Here is a 17067-nt window from a genome sequence, read left to right as displayed (position 1 = left end):
TGGTCGACCTCACGGTAGAGCTGGTGAAGGAGGCCACGTACAAGGAGATCTGCGCCGAGATGAAGGCACAGAGCGAAGGCGCGCTCAAGGGCGTGCTCGGCTACACCGAAGACAAGGTGGTGGCCACCGACTTCCGCGGCGACCCGCGCACCTCCATCTTCGACGCCGAGGCCGGCATCGCGCTCGACGGCACCTTCATCAAGCTGGTGAGCTGGTATGACAACGAGTGGGGCTACTCCAACAAGTGCCTGGAGATGGTGCGGGTGGTGGCAGCCAAGTAGGTCGCCTCTTCTCTTGCGATTGAAACGCGCCCTCGGGCGCGTTTTCTCATTTTGATGGCCGGTGCTCACGCAGCCGCCCCTACCGGCCCGGCCGGAAGCCAGTCGCGCTGGGGCATCTCATGGGCATGGTGCAGTTGCGGCCCCTGGGTCTGGAAGCTCAGGACGCCTCGGCGCATCAGCGCGTCGGTCACGATCGTGTAGCCCATGGGCGGTGCATCGCGGGCCGCAGACATGAAGGCCGTCTTCGTGTAGTGCCGTTGATCGCGCGGCAGGCGCTCGCCCACCAGGCGGTCCAGCACGCGGCTCGAGAGATGGTCGGGCTTGCCGTCATTCGGCACCTGCATCAGCCGGAGATTCGAGGGCAGACCCAGGCCCAGGTATTCGGCGAAGGTGCAGGCGTCGCTCAGCGCACGCACGCCTGCATTGCCCGTCAGCAGACGCCGCGACCTTCGAACTCGCCGTACAGCACCACGCTCGACTCGTCCTCCGCCGATGTGGCCGGATCGCGGGGAAGCGTCTCGACATTCAATTCAGGCGCGCGGCATGACCGTAAGCAAGTCCGACGTTGCTCTTCGCGCCCTCTCCTCGATCAGCTACTACCGTTTAAGTGGGTACTGGTATCCATTTCGCTTGCGCAATTCCGATGGAGAGGCTTCTAGCGACTTCGAATCGTCGGTGAGCTTCGACGATGTGCTGATGTTGTACGAGTTCGATCGCCGGCTTCGACTGCTCGTGCTCGATGCCCTTGAGCGCGCCGAAGTGGCTCTCAGGACAGCGGTGACCTATGAACTCGGGCATCGATATGGCCCTTTCGGCCACGAAGACGCCGCCAACTTTCACCCGCGCTTTGCCCATGCGGGATGGATCGCCAAACTTCACGAAGAAGCTGCCCGCTCACAGGATGCATTCGTCTCGCACTACCGCCGCCGTTATGCGAGCTTTCCGGTACTCCCAGTGTGGATGCTGACCGAAGTCATGAGTCTGGGCAGCTTGTCGCGTCTTGTGCAGGGTTTGAAATCCGACGAGAAGCGGGCTATGGGTACGCGATTCGAGCTTCACCCCAAGCGGCTGCAAGATTGGCTCCACGTACTTACATACGTACGCAACGTTTGCGCGCACCACAGCCGCCTATGGAATCGCGAACTGGCGATTCGGCCGGATCTCAAAGGCGGCAAGCATTGGCTGCCACCTCTTACTCCGAGAAATGACCGAATCTTCTACGTACTGCTGATGCTTCGTCACTTGTTGAGATGTTGTGCCAACGGAAACGATTGGACATCGAGCTGCGAGGCCTTGATCGATCCCATGGCGTCGGTCCCGCGCTGGAGGGCCGCGATGGGGTTTCCTGAGGACTGGACAAACCATCCTCTCTGGAAAACGGAGGCGCAATGACAGCGGGCGCGCCGACTCGCGAACAGTACAGCGCCCGGATTTCCGCGCTGCGCATGCTCTGCAATCTCGGGTGGAACTACCTCAGCGCCGCCGACTGCCTCACCCTGCGCGGCTCGACGCGCGAAGTCCTCCTCAAGCCGCGGCTCATCGAAGTCCTGCAGACCCGCCGCTTCGACTACAAGGGCGAGGCCTATCACCTCTCACCCAGCGCCATCGACCAGATCCTGCGCGAGCTGTCGACCGTCGGCCTCGGCGAGGGCCTGCTGACGGCCAACGAGCGCCTCTACGCCAAGCTCGCCTATGGCATCACGGTCACCGAATTCATGCCGGACGGCAGGCGGCACCAGCCGACGATTCATGTCATCGACTGGATGAACCCGAACGCCAACCGCTTCGACGCGACGGAAGCGCTGCGCGTCGTCTCCACCCGGGGCGCGCACGAATGCGCGCCGGACATCGTCGGCTATGTCAACGGCATCCCGCTGGTCGTCATCGAAGCCAGGCAGCCCCACGGCCGGCACGGTGGAAACCTCGCCGAAGCGATGGTGCTCGAAGGCATCGGTCAGCACCTGCTCAACCAGCGCGACGATGAGATCCCGCACCTGTTCGTCTACGCGCAATTGCTCTTGTCCGTCAGCGAGACCGACGCCCGCTACGGCACCACGACCACACCGGAAAGATTCTGGGCGCACTGGGCACTGGAAGAAGAGTTCGACGATGCGCACGTCCTCGCCCTGAAGAACGCGCCTTTGCCCGCCGCGTTGCATGCGGCGCTCTTCGAATGCCCGCCTGCCGCGGTGCGCGCGTACTTCGAGTCGAGCGGGTTCCTGTCGATGCCGCCCAACGAACAAGACCGCCTGATGGTCAGCCTGCTGACGCGAGAGCGGCTGCTCGAACTCATGCGCGGCTTCGTGGTCTTCGACAGCCGGATCGGAAAGATCGTGGCACGCCATCAGCAGTTTTTCGCGGTGCGCGCGCTGCTTGCGCGCCTGTCCGGGCAACGACCCGATGGCGCGCGCGAGGACGGCGTGATCTGGCACACCACGGGCTCGGGCAAGAGCTTCACGATGGTGTTCCTCACCAAGGCGCTGCTGCTGCACGACGGCTTGAAGGAGTGCCGGCTCGTGGTGATCACCGACCGGCGCGATCTCGAAACGCAGCTCGCACGCAACTTCATGGCCGGCGGGGCGTTCGGGTCCTCCATTGCCACGCACAAGGAGGGCGAGCACAGCAAGGCCGCGAGCGGGCGCGACCTGGCCCGGCGCATCGGCCAGGGCACGAAGCGCATCACCTTCGCACTGGTGCAGAAGTTCAACACCGCTTCCAGGCTTGCGGAGTGCCGCAACGATTCGCCCAACGTCGTGGTGCTGGTGGACGAAGGCCATCGCAGCCATGGCGGGGAGACGCACGAGCGCATGAAGAAGGCGCTGCCTCGCGCGGCCTACGTGGCTTTCACCGGGACGCCGCTGTTGAAGGACGAGAAGACAGCGCAGAAGTTCGGCCCGATCATCCACGCGTACACGATGCAGCGCGCGGTGGAGGACCGTGCCGTCGCGCCGCTTCTCTACGAAGAGCGGGTGCCCGAGCTGTTCATCGACGCCGGCGCCGTCGACCGCTGGTTCGACAGGATCACCGCAGGCCTCGCCGAGGCGCAGCGGGCCGACCTCAAGAAGAGGTACGCGAGGAGCGGCGCCATCCACGGCGCGGCCAAGCGCATCCAGCTGATCGCATGGGACATCGCCACGCACTTCCATGACAACTTCAAGAGGATGACGCCAGGCCTGAAGGGCCAGGTCGCCACGGCCAGCAAGGCCGACGCGATCCGCTACAAGAAGGCGCTCGACGCGACGGGCCTGGTCACGAGCATGGTCGTGATCTCCCCGCCCGAGATGCGCGAAGGCGACGCCGAGATCGACGAAGGCGGCCTGTCCGAGGTGCAGAAATGGTGGCAGCAGAACATGCTGCATCATGGCGTCGACGCGTCGCACCACGAAAGGCAGGTGCTGCAGGACTTCGGGACCGACGGCGACCCCGACCTGCTGATCGTGGTCGATCGCCTTCTCACCGGCTTCGACGAGCCGCGCAACGCGGTGCTCTACCTCGACAAGCCACTGAAGGGCCACAACCTGATCCAGGCCGTCGCCCGGGTGAATCGTCTGCACGACGCCAAGCGCCACGGCCTGCTGGTGGACTATCGCGGCATTCTCAAGGAGCTCGACACGACGATCCGTGCCTACCAGGACCTCGAAGCCCGCACGCAAGGCGGCTTCGACATCGGCGATCTGCAAGAACTCTACGCACAGCTCAGTACCGAGTACAGGCAACTGCCGGCGCGGCACGAGGCGGTCTGGTCCTTCTTCAAGGGCGTCGCCAACCGCAAGGACGCCGAACAGCTGCGCCAGGCCTTGAGCCCTCGCATGGCCAGCGACGGGCAGGGCGGCGACTACGACCAGCGGCAGAAGCTTCGGGACGACTTCTACGCCGCGCTGACGGCCTTCGGCCTCTGCCTGAAGACCGCGCTGTCGTCGCGCGGCTTCTTCGAGGACCCTGACTTTTCGGAGGCGTTGGTCGAGGGATACAAGGCAGACCTCAAGATCTTGATCCAGGTGCGGCAAGCGGCGCGAAGCGATGCCATGGAGACGGCCGAACCCAGCGAATACGACGAGCAGATCCGCAGGCTGATCGACGAGCAGGTCGTTGGTACCAAAGCCCGCATCACCGGTGGCCGCTTCATGCTGCAAAAGCGGGGCGTGCCCGACGTTTCCGAGTCCTGGTCGCAGGACAAGACGCGCAACGAGGCAGATTTGATCAAGACCCGCGTGCGCAAGACCATCGAGCAGGAGTTGGCCGACGACCCCTATGCGCAGAAGGTATTTTCCGACCTGCTGAAGGCGGCGATCGAGCAGGCCGAGGCCATGTTCGAACACCCGCGCACGCAGCACGCGCTGTTCAGGGAATTCGAGCGCGACGTGGATCGGCGCGCCACGCCCGGCATGCCGGAACTCCTGGCCCACAACCCGCGAGCCAGGGCGTACGGCGCGATCCTGCTGGCGCTGGGCGATGGCGAGGTGGCGGCGCTCGACGAAGCCCAGCGAAACGCGCACGTCCATCATGCGCTCGCCATCAGCGCGGTGGTGCAGAACGCGGTGGCCGAGCATTCCCTGAACGCGCAGAACATCGAAGCCGCGATCCGCAAGGGTCTGCTGAAGCTGCTCTATGTGCCGCTCGGGCTCGACCGGGCGAACGACGTGATCGCTCGTGTGCTGCAGATGACCCGCATCGGCCTGGGGCAACGCGCTTGAGCGATGCAACGCTTCGAAGCCTTCGCTACGGCGATGAGCTCATTGCCTTCAGCCTGCGCGTCCAGCCGGCGCGCAAGGCGCACCGCATCGCCATTCACGTCGAACCCGATGGGCGCGTGCGGGTCGATGTGCCGCAAGAGACATCCGACGCCGCGCTGCAGGCGACCCTGCAGCGGCGCGCGCGCTGGATCAGCAGCCAGGTCGCAGCGGTTCGAGAGCGTCTTGCGCATGCGGTACCCCGCGCTCATGTCAGCGGCGAGTCCCTGCTCTACCTCGGCCGGCGCTGCGTGCTCAAGGTCGTCGTCGATGAAAGCCGCGACGGCCAGGTGCGCCTGCGCGGCACTCGCATCGAAGTTGCGGTGGCCCAGGGCGACGCGGTCCGCGTGCGCACCTTGCTCGATACGTGGTACCGCAAGCGCGCCGGCGAGGTGCTGGCCGCGCGCCTCGCCGCCCTCGCACCCTTGTTGCAATCGGTCGGCACGCCGCCGCCGATGCAACTGCGCGTCATGCAGACGCGATGGGGCAGTTGCTCGCCGGGAGGCCGCCTCACGCTGAACCCGAATCTGGTGAAGGCGCCGCGCGAATGCATCGACTACGTGCTCATCCACGAGTTGTGCCACCTCGGCGAGCACAACCACGGCCCGCGTTTCCATCGGCTGCTGGAGACGCTGATGCCGCAGTGGCGCAGCGTCAAGGCGCGCCTGGACGGCCTGGTGGAGCAGCTGATGCCCGCCTGAGGCCCTGCGCGGCCCAGCGCCCCACCTGCGCCGCAAGCCAGGCGCCGTCATCCAGCGGCAGGTCATGCCCGGCGCTGGGATGCTCCGCGATCTCCACGCTCCACTGCCGCGCGAGCCGCCGCGAGCAGCGCGGATTCACCAGCCCATCGCAGCCACTCGCCAGCACCAGCAGCGGCACGGAAGGCGCCCGCGCCGGCGCCCGGTAGCGCACCGCCGCCAGCACCTGGCGCACCGCGTTTGCCGGCGACACCGGCCGCGCTTCGCGGATGGCCGTCCAGTCGTCGAGCACGGCCGTGCCGCCGTGGGGGTGGCGCGTGGTGAGCCGCAGGATCGTCGCCTCCCGCTCGCGAGCGCGCTGGCGACCGAAGGCCAGGCCGAGCAGCGCGCCGTAGTTGCCCGGGCGCAGGCGCTCGTAAAAGGGACTGAAGGGCCGCAAGCTGGTGTTGATCAGCACGCAGCCCGCGAGCTCGCGCGGGTGTTGCGCCGCCCAGTCCACCGCCACCATCGCGCCCAGCGACATCGCCAGCAGGTGGTAGGGCGGCGCGATGCCGAGCGCGCGCAGCTGTTCGCGGCAGGCTTGCGTCGTGGCCTCGATGCGCAGCGGGCTGCGCACCTCGTTCAGCCGCCCGTTGCCGGGCAGGTCGAGCGCCACGATCCGCGCGGTGGGAAAGCAGTCCTCCAGCAGGCCGACGAAGCGCCCCCAGTGCCCGCTCTCGCGCGTGAGGCCGCGCATCAGCACCCAGGTGTCCATCAGGGCCTCCCGTACCAGCGCGCCAGCGCTTGCTGCTCATGATGCGCCCGTTGCGTGCCGGCGGGCAGCCAGCGTTCGTGGCTGCCCACGGCGCGGGTGATGAAGTCCAGCCACGCGATGTGCTGGCGCAGCACCCGCTGGTGCCGGTGCTCGATCACCGGATTGAAGATGCCGTGGCGCGAGAAGAGCTGGCGCGGGTTCTTCTTGACCCACAACCACGAGCCCATTTCCAGCGTCACCGGCAGGAACACGCTGCCCGGCCGGTGGTCGGCGCCCAGGTAGAGGTGGTCCCAGAGATCGCCGTGGGCCAGGTACTGCCGGCTCTGCGGCTCCAGCTTGTAGCGATGGTGCAGCAGGCTCTGGTCGAGGATCTCGCACAGCGCGTGCATCTCCGCCAGATGGCCGATCGGCCGCGCGGTGTGCGCATAGGGGAACCAGATGCGGTCGGTCAGGCCGAAACCCGAGTGGCAGTCCACCGCGACGCTGAGCGGCCGGCCCAGCAGCTCCGTCTCGACCAGCGTGCAGAGCGCCGCGCTCTCGCATTCCATCGGCTTGCCGGCGGCGCCGCGGTACCAGGGCAGGCTGGCGCTGATGCGTTGGCCGCCGATCAGGTAGGGAACGCGCTCCTTCGACTCGACCGGCGCGTTGCGCATCAAATCGACGCCATTGGGATTGGCGCGCGTGCCCAGCCACGTGCCGCCCGGGTTGACCAGCGGCATGAAGACCAGCCGCATCGTCTCGAGCTGTCGGTGCAGCGTCTCGTCCCAGGCGAGCCGCATCACCAGGCTGCGCAGGTAGGCGATCGCGACCTGCGCGCCGATGCGCTCCAGGCCGTGCACGCCGCCGAAGAAACCCACGGCCGGCGCATCGGGCCGCGTGCTGCCGAGCAGAAAGGCCTGGACCGGGAAGCGCCGCGCGCCTGCGGCCACTTCGCACAGGACGCGCGTTTCCAGGTGCGGGCCGGCCAGCTGGATCAGCTGCGCCAGCTCCAGCAGTTCGGGCAGGTCCGAGGGGTTCACGCGTGGTGGATGGGGGATCGGGTGCGCGGAGGATAGCGGCAATGCGCGCCATCAACATGTCACACAAGGCCCTTAGGGTGACGCAAGGGCCGCCCATCGAGGGTGCCCGGCCTTCCATGAACTCCTCCCTCTTCTGGCGTCCGAACCCCCACACCTTCCGCGCGCTCGGCGGTGCCTTGGTATGGGGACTGATCGAGTTCGTCGCATTGGCGCGCTCGCGCCACAGTGCGCGGCGGGCCAGCAAGATCTGACTCGCAGCCCGCAGAGCTCGCGACGGTTGCTCAGTCGGCGAGGAACTTCGGCAGGCCCGCGAACACCTCGCTTTTTGCCAGCACGTCGGCGTGCCGGTTGCGAAATTTCTGCCAAAGACGGTCTAAGGCCTCTGCGCCCGCCTTGAAGGAATCCGTTTTCTCCTTGGCGGTGCTCTTCTCGTGGATGGGCGTGATGGAGAAGCCCGCCTTGTTGAGGAGCTTGATCATGTCGACTGCAAAAAACGCCTGCTGGAAAAAGTCGGTGGCGAAGTGAAGAAAGGGCTCGCCGCTGGGCGACGACCTTCTAAACTTCAATGTCAGCCGCTCGTCTTCATGGAGCAAGTAGAAAAGCACGACCGAGTCCTCTTTCACCTCTGAGACAGGCATGCCGCTGTCTGGACTTGTCAATTTGCGATAGATCGGCATCAAATCGGGGGCGACCTTGCTCAACACCTTGTCCTTGAACAACACCTCGAGGTGGCCGCAGTCGTGGCGCAGCGTGGAAAGATGACGCTGCTTGTACGTGTTGTTGTGCACAGCGGAAGGCTTGCGAGTGGCGCCACTCAGCAAGACCTTGCCATGAAGATGCCGTGCAAGATGGCCAGCACGCCCTGCGAACCCGTTGGCGCGAACGAAGGCACGGTCAACTTCTCCATATTCGGAAGCTGCCATTGAGTGTTTAGGCATGCCTTGCAGAGCTCCGCGTCTGTCTCTGTTAGCGGGCCTGGCGAGAAGAGCTCACTGCGGATTCCTTCCGCTTTCAGGTAGGCCTTTATTATTTGATTCTCCTCTTCGACTTTCGCCATGTACGGCCTGGCATCTTCGCGTCTAACAGCAGGGTCGAGATCGTCCATCCTCCCGTGCAGCCCGTCCACGGCGTCCGAAAGCATGGCGTGTGCGAACAGTAGGAAGCACACTTTTTCCCGGGTCGGTCTGAAGCCCTGAGGATCAGTCCGAACAGCCAGCAGATTCCTCTCAATTTCTTCGAACCTTGCAACCATGCCCCGGACGAGCGGAAGTAGGTTGTTCGGGGACTTCCGCTCGCCTTTAGGGAGGGTCTTGAGCAACGCGTCGTATCGCCGCGAACATTCTTCGATCTTGATGCCGAGGGGCTGCAGCAGTTCGACAGACTTCTTTAACAGGTACTGCGCCGGTCGGTCATATTGGTCCTCAATTTCTCCGGGCTCAATCCTCTCGAAAAAGCCGGTCTCGATCTTCTCGAAGAAATCGGTGAACAGCACACTCTGGAAGAGGCAATCGTCGAAGATTTGCTCACCGGTCGTGCGGACCTCATGCTCTTTCAGGTATGCGGCGATGCCCTCGTTCGTAAATGGCTTCTCCAGCGTCTCCAGGTTGATGTCTCGCAAGCTATGGATCGGCGAACGGACGGGCGGATGCTGCACCAGCAGCTGGTTCGGGGATCCCTGCGGGCTGAAAGTCGCGACAGGATGGTTGGCGACGGGTCTCATGGAAAAACTCCTGGAACCGACGACGGTCGGCTGTCCTGGAGTTCGTAACTATTCGACCAACTGCGTTCCGTAGCTCAGGCGCAGGGCGTGCCTACTAGTTCACACAGTTGAACGGCCGGACGCGCGAGGCCTACGCCCACTGCTCGCCCAGCTCGTGAGCTCTGCAGCGCGAAGCCTCAAGGTGAGCTATTTCTGCACGATCACCATCCACCCGACCCCGAAGCGGTCCTGCACCATCCCGAAGCAAGGCGAGAAGAAAGTCGGCCCGAGCGGCATCTGCACCTGGCCGCCTTCGCCGAGCGCCGCGAACTTGCGCTTGGCGTCGGCTTCGTCTGCGACGGTCAGCGACAGCGAGAAACCGCGGAAGACGGGTGCCTCCTTGGCCATGCCGTCGGAAGCCATCAGGGTCGTGTCGCCGATCTTGATCTCGGCGTGCATCACGTTGTTCTCGGCCGGCGGGCCGGACATCTCGGCGCCGCCGCACATCTCGGCGTTGCCCGCAGGCTCGGGGCTGTCCTTGAAGCGCATCAGCATGGTCACTTCGGCGCCGAGCTTGGCACGGTAGAACTCGAGCGCTTCCTCGCAGCGGCCTTCGAAGAACAGGTAGGGCTGGACATGCATGGCAATCTCCTTGGGAGGGGGTGGTGGTGGAAGGGAATCGAATCGCGCGGGGATCAGGCCTGGGGAAAGGCGCTCATGTCCATGTACGCCAGCTCCCACATGTGACCGTCCAGGTCCTGGAAGCCGTGCTGGTACATGAAGCCGTGGTCCTTCGCCTCGGTCGGCGTGCTGCCGCCGGCGGCCACGGCCTTGGCGACCTGGCCGTCGACCTCGGCCCGGCTCTCGCACGACAGGCACAGCAGCACCTCGGTGCTCTTCGTCGCATCGGCGATGGCCTTGGGCGTGAAGGTCTTGAAGAAGCTCTCGACCAGCAGCATCGCGTAGATGTCCTCGCTGATCACCATGCAGGCGCCCTGCTCGTTGGTGAAGCGCGGGTCGAAGCTGTAGCCCAGCGCGCCGTAGAAGGCCTTGGACTTCTCGAGGTTCTTGACGGGCAGGTTCACGAAGATCTTGGTGCTCATTGGGATTCCTTGAAAAAACGCACGGTGGTCGAGGGAAATTCCGTTGTTGTGTACAACGTCCACAAGACAATAGCAAAGATAATGGACGGTGTCCACATGGAAAAGAAAATGATGCTCCCGAGCCCCGTGCCACCCGCGCGCAGCACCTATCGCCACGGCGATCTGCGCCGGGCCCTGCTGGAGGCGGGCGTCGAGCTGGCCCGCCAGGGCGGGCCGGAGGCGGTGGTGCTGCGCGAGGCCACGCGGCGCGCAGGCGTGGTGCCCAACGCGGCCTACCGGCACTTCGCCAGCCGCCAGGCGCTGCTGCTGGCCGTGCGCGCCGCGGCCCTGTCGGCGGCGGCCGGCGCCATGGAGGCCGAGCTCGCCGCCGTGCCGCGCGACGGCTCGCCGGCAGAGATCGCCCGCGCCAGCGTTCGCGCCATCGGTGCCGGCTACCTGCGCTTCGCCCAGGAGCAGACGGGCCTGTTCCGCACCGCCTTCGGCGCCCCGGTGGAGCTGGCGGATCCGCCCACCGACGCCAAGGGCGGCGCGAGCGGCCTCAACCCCTTCGAGCTGCTGGGCGCCGCGCTCGACCAGCTGGTGGCGGCCGGCGTGCTGCCGCCCGAGCGCCGCCCCGGCGCCGAGTTCCTGGCCTGGTCGGCGGTGCATGGCCTGGCCTTGCTGATCATCGATGGCCCGCTGCGCGGCGTGCCGCGCGAGCAGACCGATCCGCTGGGCCTGCGCTTGCTGGAGATGGTGGAGAAAGGCCTTTGATCGTCCCGACTTCCGGCAGCATGGCGCCGTGAACCCGCGCTCCCCCGCCGACATCGATTTCCTCGCGCCCTCGCACGAGGTCGCCCCCCGCCTGATCGGCCTGGTGCTGCTGGTCGGTGGCGTCGGCGGCCGCATCGTCGAGACCGAGGCCTACGACCGCGAGGACCCGGCCTCGCACAGCTTCGGCGGCCCCACGCTGCGCAATGCGGCCATGTTCGGTCCGCCCGGGCGCGCGTACGTCTACCGCTCCTACGGCATCCACTGGTGCCTCAATTTCGTTTGCCGCGAGGAAGGCCATGGCGCCGGGGTGCTGATCCGCGCGCTGGCCCCGACCGCCGGGCTCGAGCGCATGCGCGCGCGCCGCGGCGTGGAAGACCTCCGCCTGCTGTGCGCCGGCCCCGGCCGGGTGGCTCAGGCGCTGGGCGTCGATGCCGGCTTCAACGGCAAGCGGCTGGACCGTCCGCCCTTCGCGCTGCTCGCCGCGCCCGACGATCACCCCGCGGTCGTGGTCGAGGCCGGGCCGCGCATCGGCATCTCCAAGGCGGCCGACGTGCCGTGGCGCTTCGGCGAGAAGGGCTCGCCCTTCCTGAGCAAGCCCTTCAGCCGCGCGAAGGCTCAGCGCGCCTGAAGGTTCTCTTCGCGCGCGATCTGCTGCAGGCTCTCGTAGATGAGCCGGCGCGGCGCGACCTTCCAGCCCATCAGCGACTCGATCGCGGCCACCGCCCGCATGGCCAGCAGCGAGTGCCCGCCCAGGTCGAAGAAGTTGTCGGTGCGCCCGATCTGCTCGACGCCCAGCAGATCCGACCAGATGCCGGCGACGAGCTGCTCGCCGTGCGTGGCCGGGGCCACGTAGCTGCGGCCGTCGGCCAGGACGACGTCCATCACCGGTGCCGGCAGCGCGGCGCGATTGACCTTGCCGTTGGGCAAGAGCGGCATCGCGTCGAGCGAGACGAAGTGCTGCGGGATCATGTAGTGCGGCAAGCGCGTGCGCAGGTGCTCGCGCAGCATCGGCGTCGCGGGCGGCACCGGCCCGCGCGCGACGAAGTAGGCCACCAGCCGCACGTCGTCCTCGCGCTCGGCGCGCGTCACCGCCACGCAGTGCGCCAACTCGGGATGGTCGAGCAGCGCCGACTCGATCTCGCCCATCTCGACGCGGAAGCCCCGCAGCTTGACCTGGTGGTCGGCCCGCCCCAGCAGTTCGATCAGGCCGTCGTGGCGCCAGCGGCCCAGGTCGCCGGTGCGGTAGAGCCGGGCGCCGGGCTCTTCGCCGAAGGGGTCGGGCACAAAGCGCTCGGCCGTGAGCGCGTCGCGGTGGTAGTAGCCGAGGGTCACGCCGGCGCCGCCGATGTAGAGCTCGCCCGGCACGCCGATCGGGCAGGCGTGGCCTTGCTCGTCGAGCACCCAGCAGCTGACGTTGTCGATGGGCTGCCCCACCGCGATCGCCTTGCGCGGTTCTTCCACCTTCCACGCCGTGGCCCAGACCGTGGTTTCGGTGGGCCCGTAGATGTTCCAGAGCTCGGCCATTCGCGCCAGCAGCTGCTCGGCCAGCACGGGCGGCAGCGACTCGCCGCCGATCAGCCCGCGGAAGCGCGGCGTGCCGCTCCAGCCGGTCTCGATCAGCGCGCGCCAGGCCGAGGGCGTGGCCTGCAGCAGGGTCACCGCGTGCGTCTCGAGCAGCGAGCGCAGCGCGGCCGGCTCGTGCACCTGCTGCTGCGAAGCGATCACCACCCGGGCCCGCACCACCAGCGGCAGCAGCAGGTCCAGCACCGAGGGGTCGAAGGAAGGGCTGGTGATCGCCAGTAAGCAGTCATCGGCCGCCAGGCCCGGCGTCTTCACCATGCCGGCGAGGAAGTTGACCACCCCGCGGTGCGGCACCCGCACGCCCTTGGGCTGGCCGGTGGAGCCCGAGGTGTAGATCAGGTAGGCCTCGTCCAGCGGCGTGGCGTCGAGCGCCGGATCGCGCACCAGCGGCGTCTCCGGGTGGCCGCCCGCGAGCCGTTTGTCTTCGATCTCCAGCATCGGAATGGCCAGCCCTTCGAGGATGCCGAGCGTGTCCTGCTGCGCGAGCACGGCAGTCAGGTCGGCGTCCTTCGCCATGAATCGCAGGCGGTCCGCCGGGTAGTCGGGGTCCAGCGGCACATAGGCGGCGCCGGCTTTCATCACCCCCAGCTGTGCGATCAGCATCTCGGGGCTGCGCGCGATGCACAGGCCGATGCGCTGGCCGCGGGCGATGCCGCGCAGGCGCAGCGCGTGGGCCAGCTGGTTCGAGCGCGCCTCCAGATCACCGTAGCTCAGCGTGCCGCCCGCCGCGTCAATGACTGCCACGCGCTCCCGCACCTCCGGCGCGCCCAGGTCCAGGTAGTCATGCACCAGCTGCCGTGCGGGCACCGGCGAGCGCGCGCCGTTCCAGCCGTGGCGCAGCAGGTTGAGCTGCGCCGGCGCGAGCATCTCGTGCTCGGAGATGCGGCGCTCGGGCTGCGCCAGCAGGCGCTCGACCAGCGACAGGTAGTTCTCCAGCATGCGCTCGGCGCTCGCCTCGCTATAGAGATCGCTCGCGTACTCCAGGTGAATGCGCTGCGAGAACTCGGTGTCGATGTGCATCGACAGGTCGAACTGCGCGGCCACGCGCTCGAAGTCGAACTCGTCCACCTCCAGACCGAAGAGCTCGGGCTCGCCCACCGGCGCGTTGAGCACGTTGAAGAGCACGCGCACCGGGCCCTCGGGCTGCAGCGTGCGGTCGTGGCCCAGCGCGTCGATCAGCTCGTCGAATGGCGCGTCCTGGTGGGCGTAGGCCTCGAGCGCATTGCGGCGCACACGGTGCACCAGCTCAGTGAAGCTGGGGTCGCCCGCCAGGTCGGTGCGCATCACCAGCGTGTTGACCAGCGTGCCCACCAGCGGCTCGGCGGCGAAGCGGTGGCGGTTCGCGATCGGCGTGCCGATGGCGATGTCCTCGCTCTTCGCGTGGCGCGACAGCATCAGCACGAAGGCCGACAGGTAGACCACGAAGGGCGTGACCGCCTCGCGCCCGCCGAAGCCGCGCATCGCCTCGCGCAGCCGCGGCGGCAGCCCGGCCGAGACGCGCGCCCCCCGGTGGCTGGCCTTGGCCGGCCGCGGGAAGTCGGTGGGCAGGTCCAGGTCGGGCAGGTCGCGCAGGCGCTCCAGCCAGTAATCCAGGTGCGGCCGGCGTGCCTCCACCGCCGCGGGGCTGCGCTGCCAGGCGGCGTAGTCGGCATAGGCGATGGCTGGCGGCGCCGACACCGGTTCGCGCCCGGCCGCCAGCGCGCCGTAGGCCGCGAGGGCCTCGCGCATCAGCAGCGCGCTGGCCCAGTTGTCGGTGATGGCGTGGTGCAGCACCCAGAACAGCACATGCTCGCGTTCGCCCAGCCGGATCAACGTCGGCCGGTGCAGCGGGGCCTGCGCCAGGTCGAAGGGCTGCGCGGCGCGCTCGGCGAGCAGCACGCGCGCCTGCGCATTGCGCTCGCGTTCCGACAGCCGGCTCAGGTCGATCTGCTCGATCGGCACGGCCAGCGCCGGCACGATGGACTGCATCGGCTCGTGCTCGCCCATCACGAAGCAGGTGCGCAGGCCTTCGTGCCGCTGCACCATGGCATCCAGCGCCTGCTGGCACAGGGCCGGGTCGAAGGCGCCGCGCAGCCGGATCGCGATCGGCACGTTGTACGCGGTCGATGCCGGGTCGAAACGCTGGATCACCCACATGCGCCGCTGCGAGAGCGAGACCGGCAGCGCCGCGCCGCGCGGCACGGGCGCGATGCCGGCCGGTGCCTTGGCGCTGTGCGGCTGCTGCGCCGCGTGGGCCGCATGCGTCGCCATCGCGGCCACGCTCGCATGCTCGAACAGCTCGGCCAGCGGCAGCGCCACGCCGAAGTGCGCCGACAGGCGCGACACCACCTGCGTCATGCGCAGCGAATTGCCGCCGAGCTCGAAGAAGCTCTCGTGTACGCCGAAGGCGCGCGTGCCCAGCACCTCGCACCAGATGTCCCACACCGCCTGCTCCCGCGCGTCGCGCGGCAGCACGTAGCCCAGGCGGTCCCGGCGATCGCCGTCCTCCGGGCTCTCCTGCGAGCTCCCTTCGGGCAGCGCCTCGGTGCCGGCGTCGAGCGGCACCGCCAGCGGCAGCTCGTGGGCGAGGAAGGCCTCGCGGCAACGGTGGCGCTGCACCTTGCCGCTGGAAGTGCGCGGCAGCCCGCCCGCGCGCAGCAGCGCGATCGCATGCACCGGCAGCCCGTGCTCCACCGCGATCGCGCGCCGCACGGCGCGGAACACCGCTTCGGCATCGGCCTCGGCGCCGGCCTGCGCGCGCCGGTCCAGCTCCAGCGCCAGCACCACGCCCTCGCCGGCCGGCGTGTCGACCGCGAAGGCGGCGCCGAAGCCCGGCCGCAGCGCGGGATGGGCGCGCTCGGCGCTCCATTCCAGGTCCTGCGGATAGTGGTTCTCGCCGTGAACGATGATCAGGTCCTTCAGCCGGCCGGTGACGAACAGCTCGCCGCCGTCCAGGAAGCCCAGGTCGCCGGTCCGCAGCCAGGGGCCGGTGCCGTCCGCCAGGTGGCCGCCGAAGGTGGCTTCGCTGGCCTCGGGCTGCATCCAGTAGCCGCCGCCGACGCCGGGCGAGCGCACCCAGATCTCGCCGATGCGGCGATCGGCGCAGGCGTGCTGGTTCTCGTCGACGATCAGGATCTCGGTGGCCTGCATCGCCTTCCCGCAGCCCACCAGGTTGCGCCCTTGCGGCGACCCTTCCGGCAGCGGCTCGAAGCGGTGGGCCAGCAGCGCCGCCGGGTCGGCGGACACGATGCGCGGCGGCGCCTCCAGCTTCCCAGCGCTCACGCCCAGCACTGCCTCGGCCAAGCCGTAGGAAGGCGCGAACACCTGCGGCGCCATGCCAGCGGCACCGAAAACCGCCAGCACGCGCTCCACCGTGGCGGCCTTGATCGGCTCGGCGCCGCAGTTGAGCGAGACCAGGCTGTCCAGCCGCGCGCCCAGCGGCTTGTCGCCCAGCGCCTGCAGGCAGGCGGCAAAGGCCGATTCCGGCGCGCCCGTGTGCGTGATGCGGTGGGTCTCGATGGCATCCAGCCAGCGCAGCGGCCGGCGCAGGAAGGCCAGCGGCGACATCAGGTAGCCCGTGGCGCCCGCCACCACCGGCGCCAGCACCCCGAAGGCCAGGCCGTAGTCGTGGAAATGCGGCAGCCAGCTGAGCGCGCGCGAGGCCGCGCTGCCGCGGCCCGCGGCGATCAGCGCGCGCACGTTGGCCAGCACGTTCGCATGCGAGAGCCGCACGCCGCGCGGCGCGGAGGTGGAGCCCGAGGTGTATTGCAGGTAGGCCAGCGTCTGGGCCTCGAGCGCCGGCTGGGCGAAGTCCTGCCCCGCCGCGGCCAGCTGCGCCGCATCGGGCAGCGCGGTCCAGCGCGCCATCGCAAAGGTGGCCGGGTCCAGCGCGGCGGCCGCGGCGTCCAGCAGCGTCGCGTTGGTCAGCACCAGGGCGGCGCGCGAATCGGCGATCACGCTGCGCAGGCGAGGCGCGGCGTGGTGCAGGCGCATCGGGTCGGGTGCAGGCACCGGCACCGCCACCCGGCCGCTGAGCATGCAGGCCCAGAACACCCGCACGAAGTCCAGGCCCGGCGGGAAGGCCAGGAGCACGCGGTCGCCCGGACGGGTCGCGGCGGCGAGCCAGGCCGCGATGCGGTGGACCTCGTCACGCAGCTGGGCGTAGCTGCTCTGCTGGGCGAGCGACAGGTCGTCCGTGAGAAAACCGTAGGCCAGCTGCGCCGGTCGCGCCCTGCATTGCGCCTCGAAGGCAAGGGCCAGGGTGTCCTGCGACAGTCGGGTGGCGGCGGGCGACAGGCTTTCGAGCGACGGGGGATTGAACATGTGCGGGGGGGCCCTGGCGGTTGAGGAGGTGTCCCGTCGCGCTGGACGATGGAACAAAAACAAGGCGTTCTGACATTATGTTGCGCTGCAACAAGCAGGCCATCTTCGTCGACTCATTGGCGGCGTTGTCCGACAAGGCGGCTCCTC

The 17067-nt window shown here is 68.1% G+C and carries 14 protein-coding genes and 1 pseudogene; 7 read left to right on the top strand and 8 right to left on the bottom strand.

Annotated features, from left to right (window positions below; genetic code table 11):
* A pseudogene (locus AC3A6X_RS28280) lies at positions 1-281 on the top strand (type I glyceraldehyde-3-phosphate dehydrogenase); the annotation flags it as partial.
* Positions 282-346: 65 nt separating this feature from the next.
* On the opposite strand, the gene AC3A6X_RS28275 reads toward AC3A6X_RS28280, so the two are convergent.
* A complete protein-coding gene (locus AC3A6X_RS28275; RefSeq protein ID WP_487845261.1) occupies positions 347-697 on the bottom strand; it encodes a hypothetical protein in 351 nt (116 codons plus the stop codon).
* Between the two features lie 127 nt (positions 698-824).
* Between AC3A6X_RS28275 and AC3A6X_RS28270 the strand changes: the two genes are divergently transcribed.
* The 3 genes from AC3A6X_RS28270 to AC3A6X_RS28260 are packed head-to-tail and all read left to right on the top strand — an operon-like array spanning position 825 to position 5712.
* The gene (locus AC3A6X_RS28270) at positions 825-1673 is read left to right on the top strand and encodes an Abi family protein (protein ID WP_487845260.1); all 849 of its coding nucleotides are present in this window, start codon (positions 825-827) and stop codon (positions 1671-1673) included.
* Positions 1670-4975 (top strand): type I restriction endonuclease subunit R, encoded by a 3306-nt coding sequence (locus AC3A6X_RS28265; RefSeq protein ID WP_487845259.1) that lies wholly within the window; start codon positions 1670-1672, stop codon positions 4973-4975. Before AC3A6X_RS28270 ends, AC3A6X_RS28265 begins: the two co-directional genes overlap by 4 nt.
* Entirely contained in the window at positions 4972-5712 is a 741-nt protein-coding gene (locus AC3A6X_RS28260; protein ID WP_487845258.1) for a M48 family metallopeptidase, read from the top strand. The genes AC3A6X_RS28265 and AC3A6X_RS28260 overlap by 4 nt, the downstream gene beginning before the upstream one ends.
* Here the strand turns inward: AC3A6X_RS28260 and AC3A6X_RS28255 are convergent.
* Together AC3A6X_RS28255 and AC3A6X_RS28250 are read right to left on the bottom strand one after the other, a co-directional pair.
* Complete coding sequence (locus AC3A6X_RS28255; protein WP_487845257.1) at positions 5666-6463, bottom strand: alpha/beta fold hydrolase; 798 nt, start codon at positions 6461-6463, stop codon at positions 5666-5668. The genes AC3A6X_RS28260 and AC3A6X_RS28255 overlap by 47 nt on opposite strands.
* On the bottom strand, positions 6463-7482 hold the full coding sequence (locus AC3A6X_RS28250) for a M14 family zinc carboxypeptidase (RefSeq protein WP_487845256.1): 1020 nt from the start codon (positions 7480-7482) through the stop codon (positions 6463-6465). The genes AC3A6X_RS28255 and AC3A6X_RS28250 overlap by 1 nt, the downstream gene beginning before the upstream one ends.
* A 41-nt stretch (positions 7483-7523) precedes the next feature.
* On the opposite strand from AC3A6X_RS28250, the gene AC3A6X_RS28245 reads away from it, so the two are divergent.
* Positions 7524-7733: a hypothetical protein gene (locus AC3A6X_RS28245; RefSeq protein ID WP_487845255.1), complete on the top strand. Its 210-nt coding sequence runs from the start codon at positions 7524-7526 to the stop codon at positions 7731-7733.
* A gap of 30 nt (positions 7734-7763) precedes the next feature.
* On the opposite strand, the gene AC3A6X_RS28240 is transcribed toward AC3A6X_RS28245, so the two are convergent.
* The 4 genes from AC3A6X_RS28240 to AC3A6X_RS28225 form a co-directional block, all read right to left on the bottom strand.
* The gene (locus AC3A6X_RS28240) at positions 7764-8270 is read right to left on the bottom strand and encodes a hypothetical protein (protein WP_487845254.1); all 507 of its coding nucleotides are present in this window, start codon (positions 8268-8270) and stop codon (positions 7764-7766) included.
* A 26-nt stretch (positions 8271-8296) separates the two neighbouring features.
* On the bottom strand, positions 8297-9202 hold the full coding sequence (locus AC3A6X_RS28235) for a hypothetical protein (protein ID WP_487845253.1): 906 nt from the start codon (positions 9200-9202) through the stop codon (positions 8297-8299).
* Between the two features lie 186 nt (positions 9203-9388).
* The gene (locus AC3A6X_RS28230; protein WP_487845252.1) at positions 9389-9823 is read right to left on the bottom strand and encodes a VOC family protein; all 435 of its coding nucleotides are present in this window, start codon (positions 9821-9823) and stop codon (positions 9389-9391) included.
* A gap of 53 nt (positions 9824-9876) precedes the next feature.
* Positions 9877-10284 (bottom strand): VOC family protein, encoded by a 408-nt coding sequence (locus AC3A6X_RS28225; RefSeq protein ID WP_309959958.1) that lies wholly within the window; start codon positions 10282-10284, stop codon positions 9877-9879.
* A gap of 108 nt (positions 10285-10392) precedes the next feature.
* Here AC3A6X_RS28225 and AC3A6X_RS28220 point away from each other — a divergent pair, with 108 nt between their 5' ends.
* The gene (locus AC3A6X_RS28220) at positions 10393-11037 is read left to right on the top strand and encodes a TetR/AcrR family transcriptional regulator (protein ID WP_487845251.1); all 645 of its coding nucleotides are present in this window, start codon (positions 10393-10395) and stop codon (positions 11035-11037) included.
* A gap of 28 nt (positions 11038-11065) precedes the next feature.
* Positions 11066-11665, top strand: coding sequence for a DNA-3-methyladenine glycosylase (locus tag AC3A6X_RS28215; RefSeq protein WP_487845250.1), 600 nt, complete (start codon positions 11066-11068; stop codon positions 11663-11665).
* Here the strand turns inward: AC3A6X_RS28215 and AC3A6X_RS28210 are convergent.
* Positions 11653-16920: an amino acid adenylation domain-containing protein gene (locus AC3A6X_RS28210; protein WP_487845249.1), complete on the bottom strand. Its 5268-nt coding sequence runs from the start codon at positions 16918-16920 to the stop codon at positions 11653-11655. The two genes, AC3A6X_RS28215 and AC3A6X_RS28210, sit on opposite strands and share 13 nt — an antisense overlap.
* Positions 16921-17067 lie beyond the last annotated feature (147 nt).

The sequence above is a fragment of the Variovorax sp. Soil_C_12 genome (genome assembly GCF_057657375.1).
The sequence above is the reverse complement of the archived record's forward strand: the minus strand, read 5'-3'. Positions and strand labels throughout refer to the sequence as shown.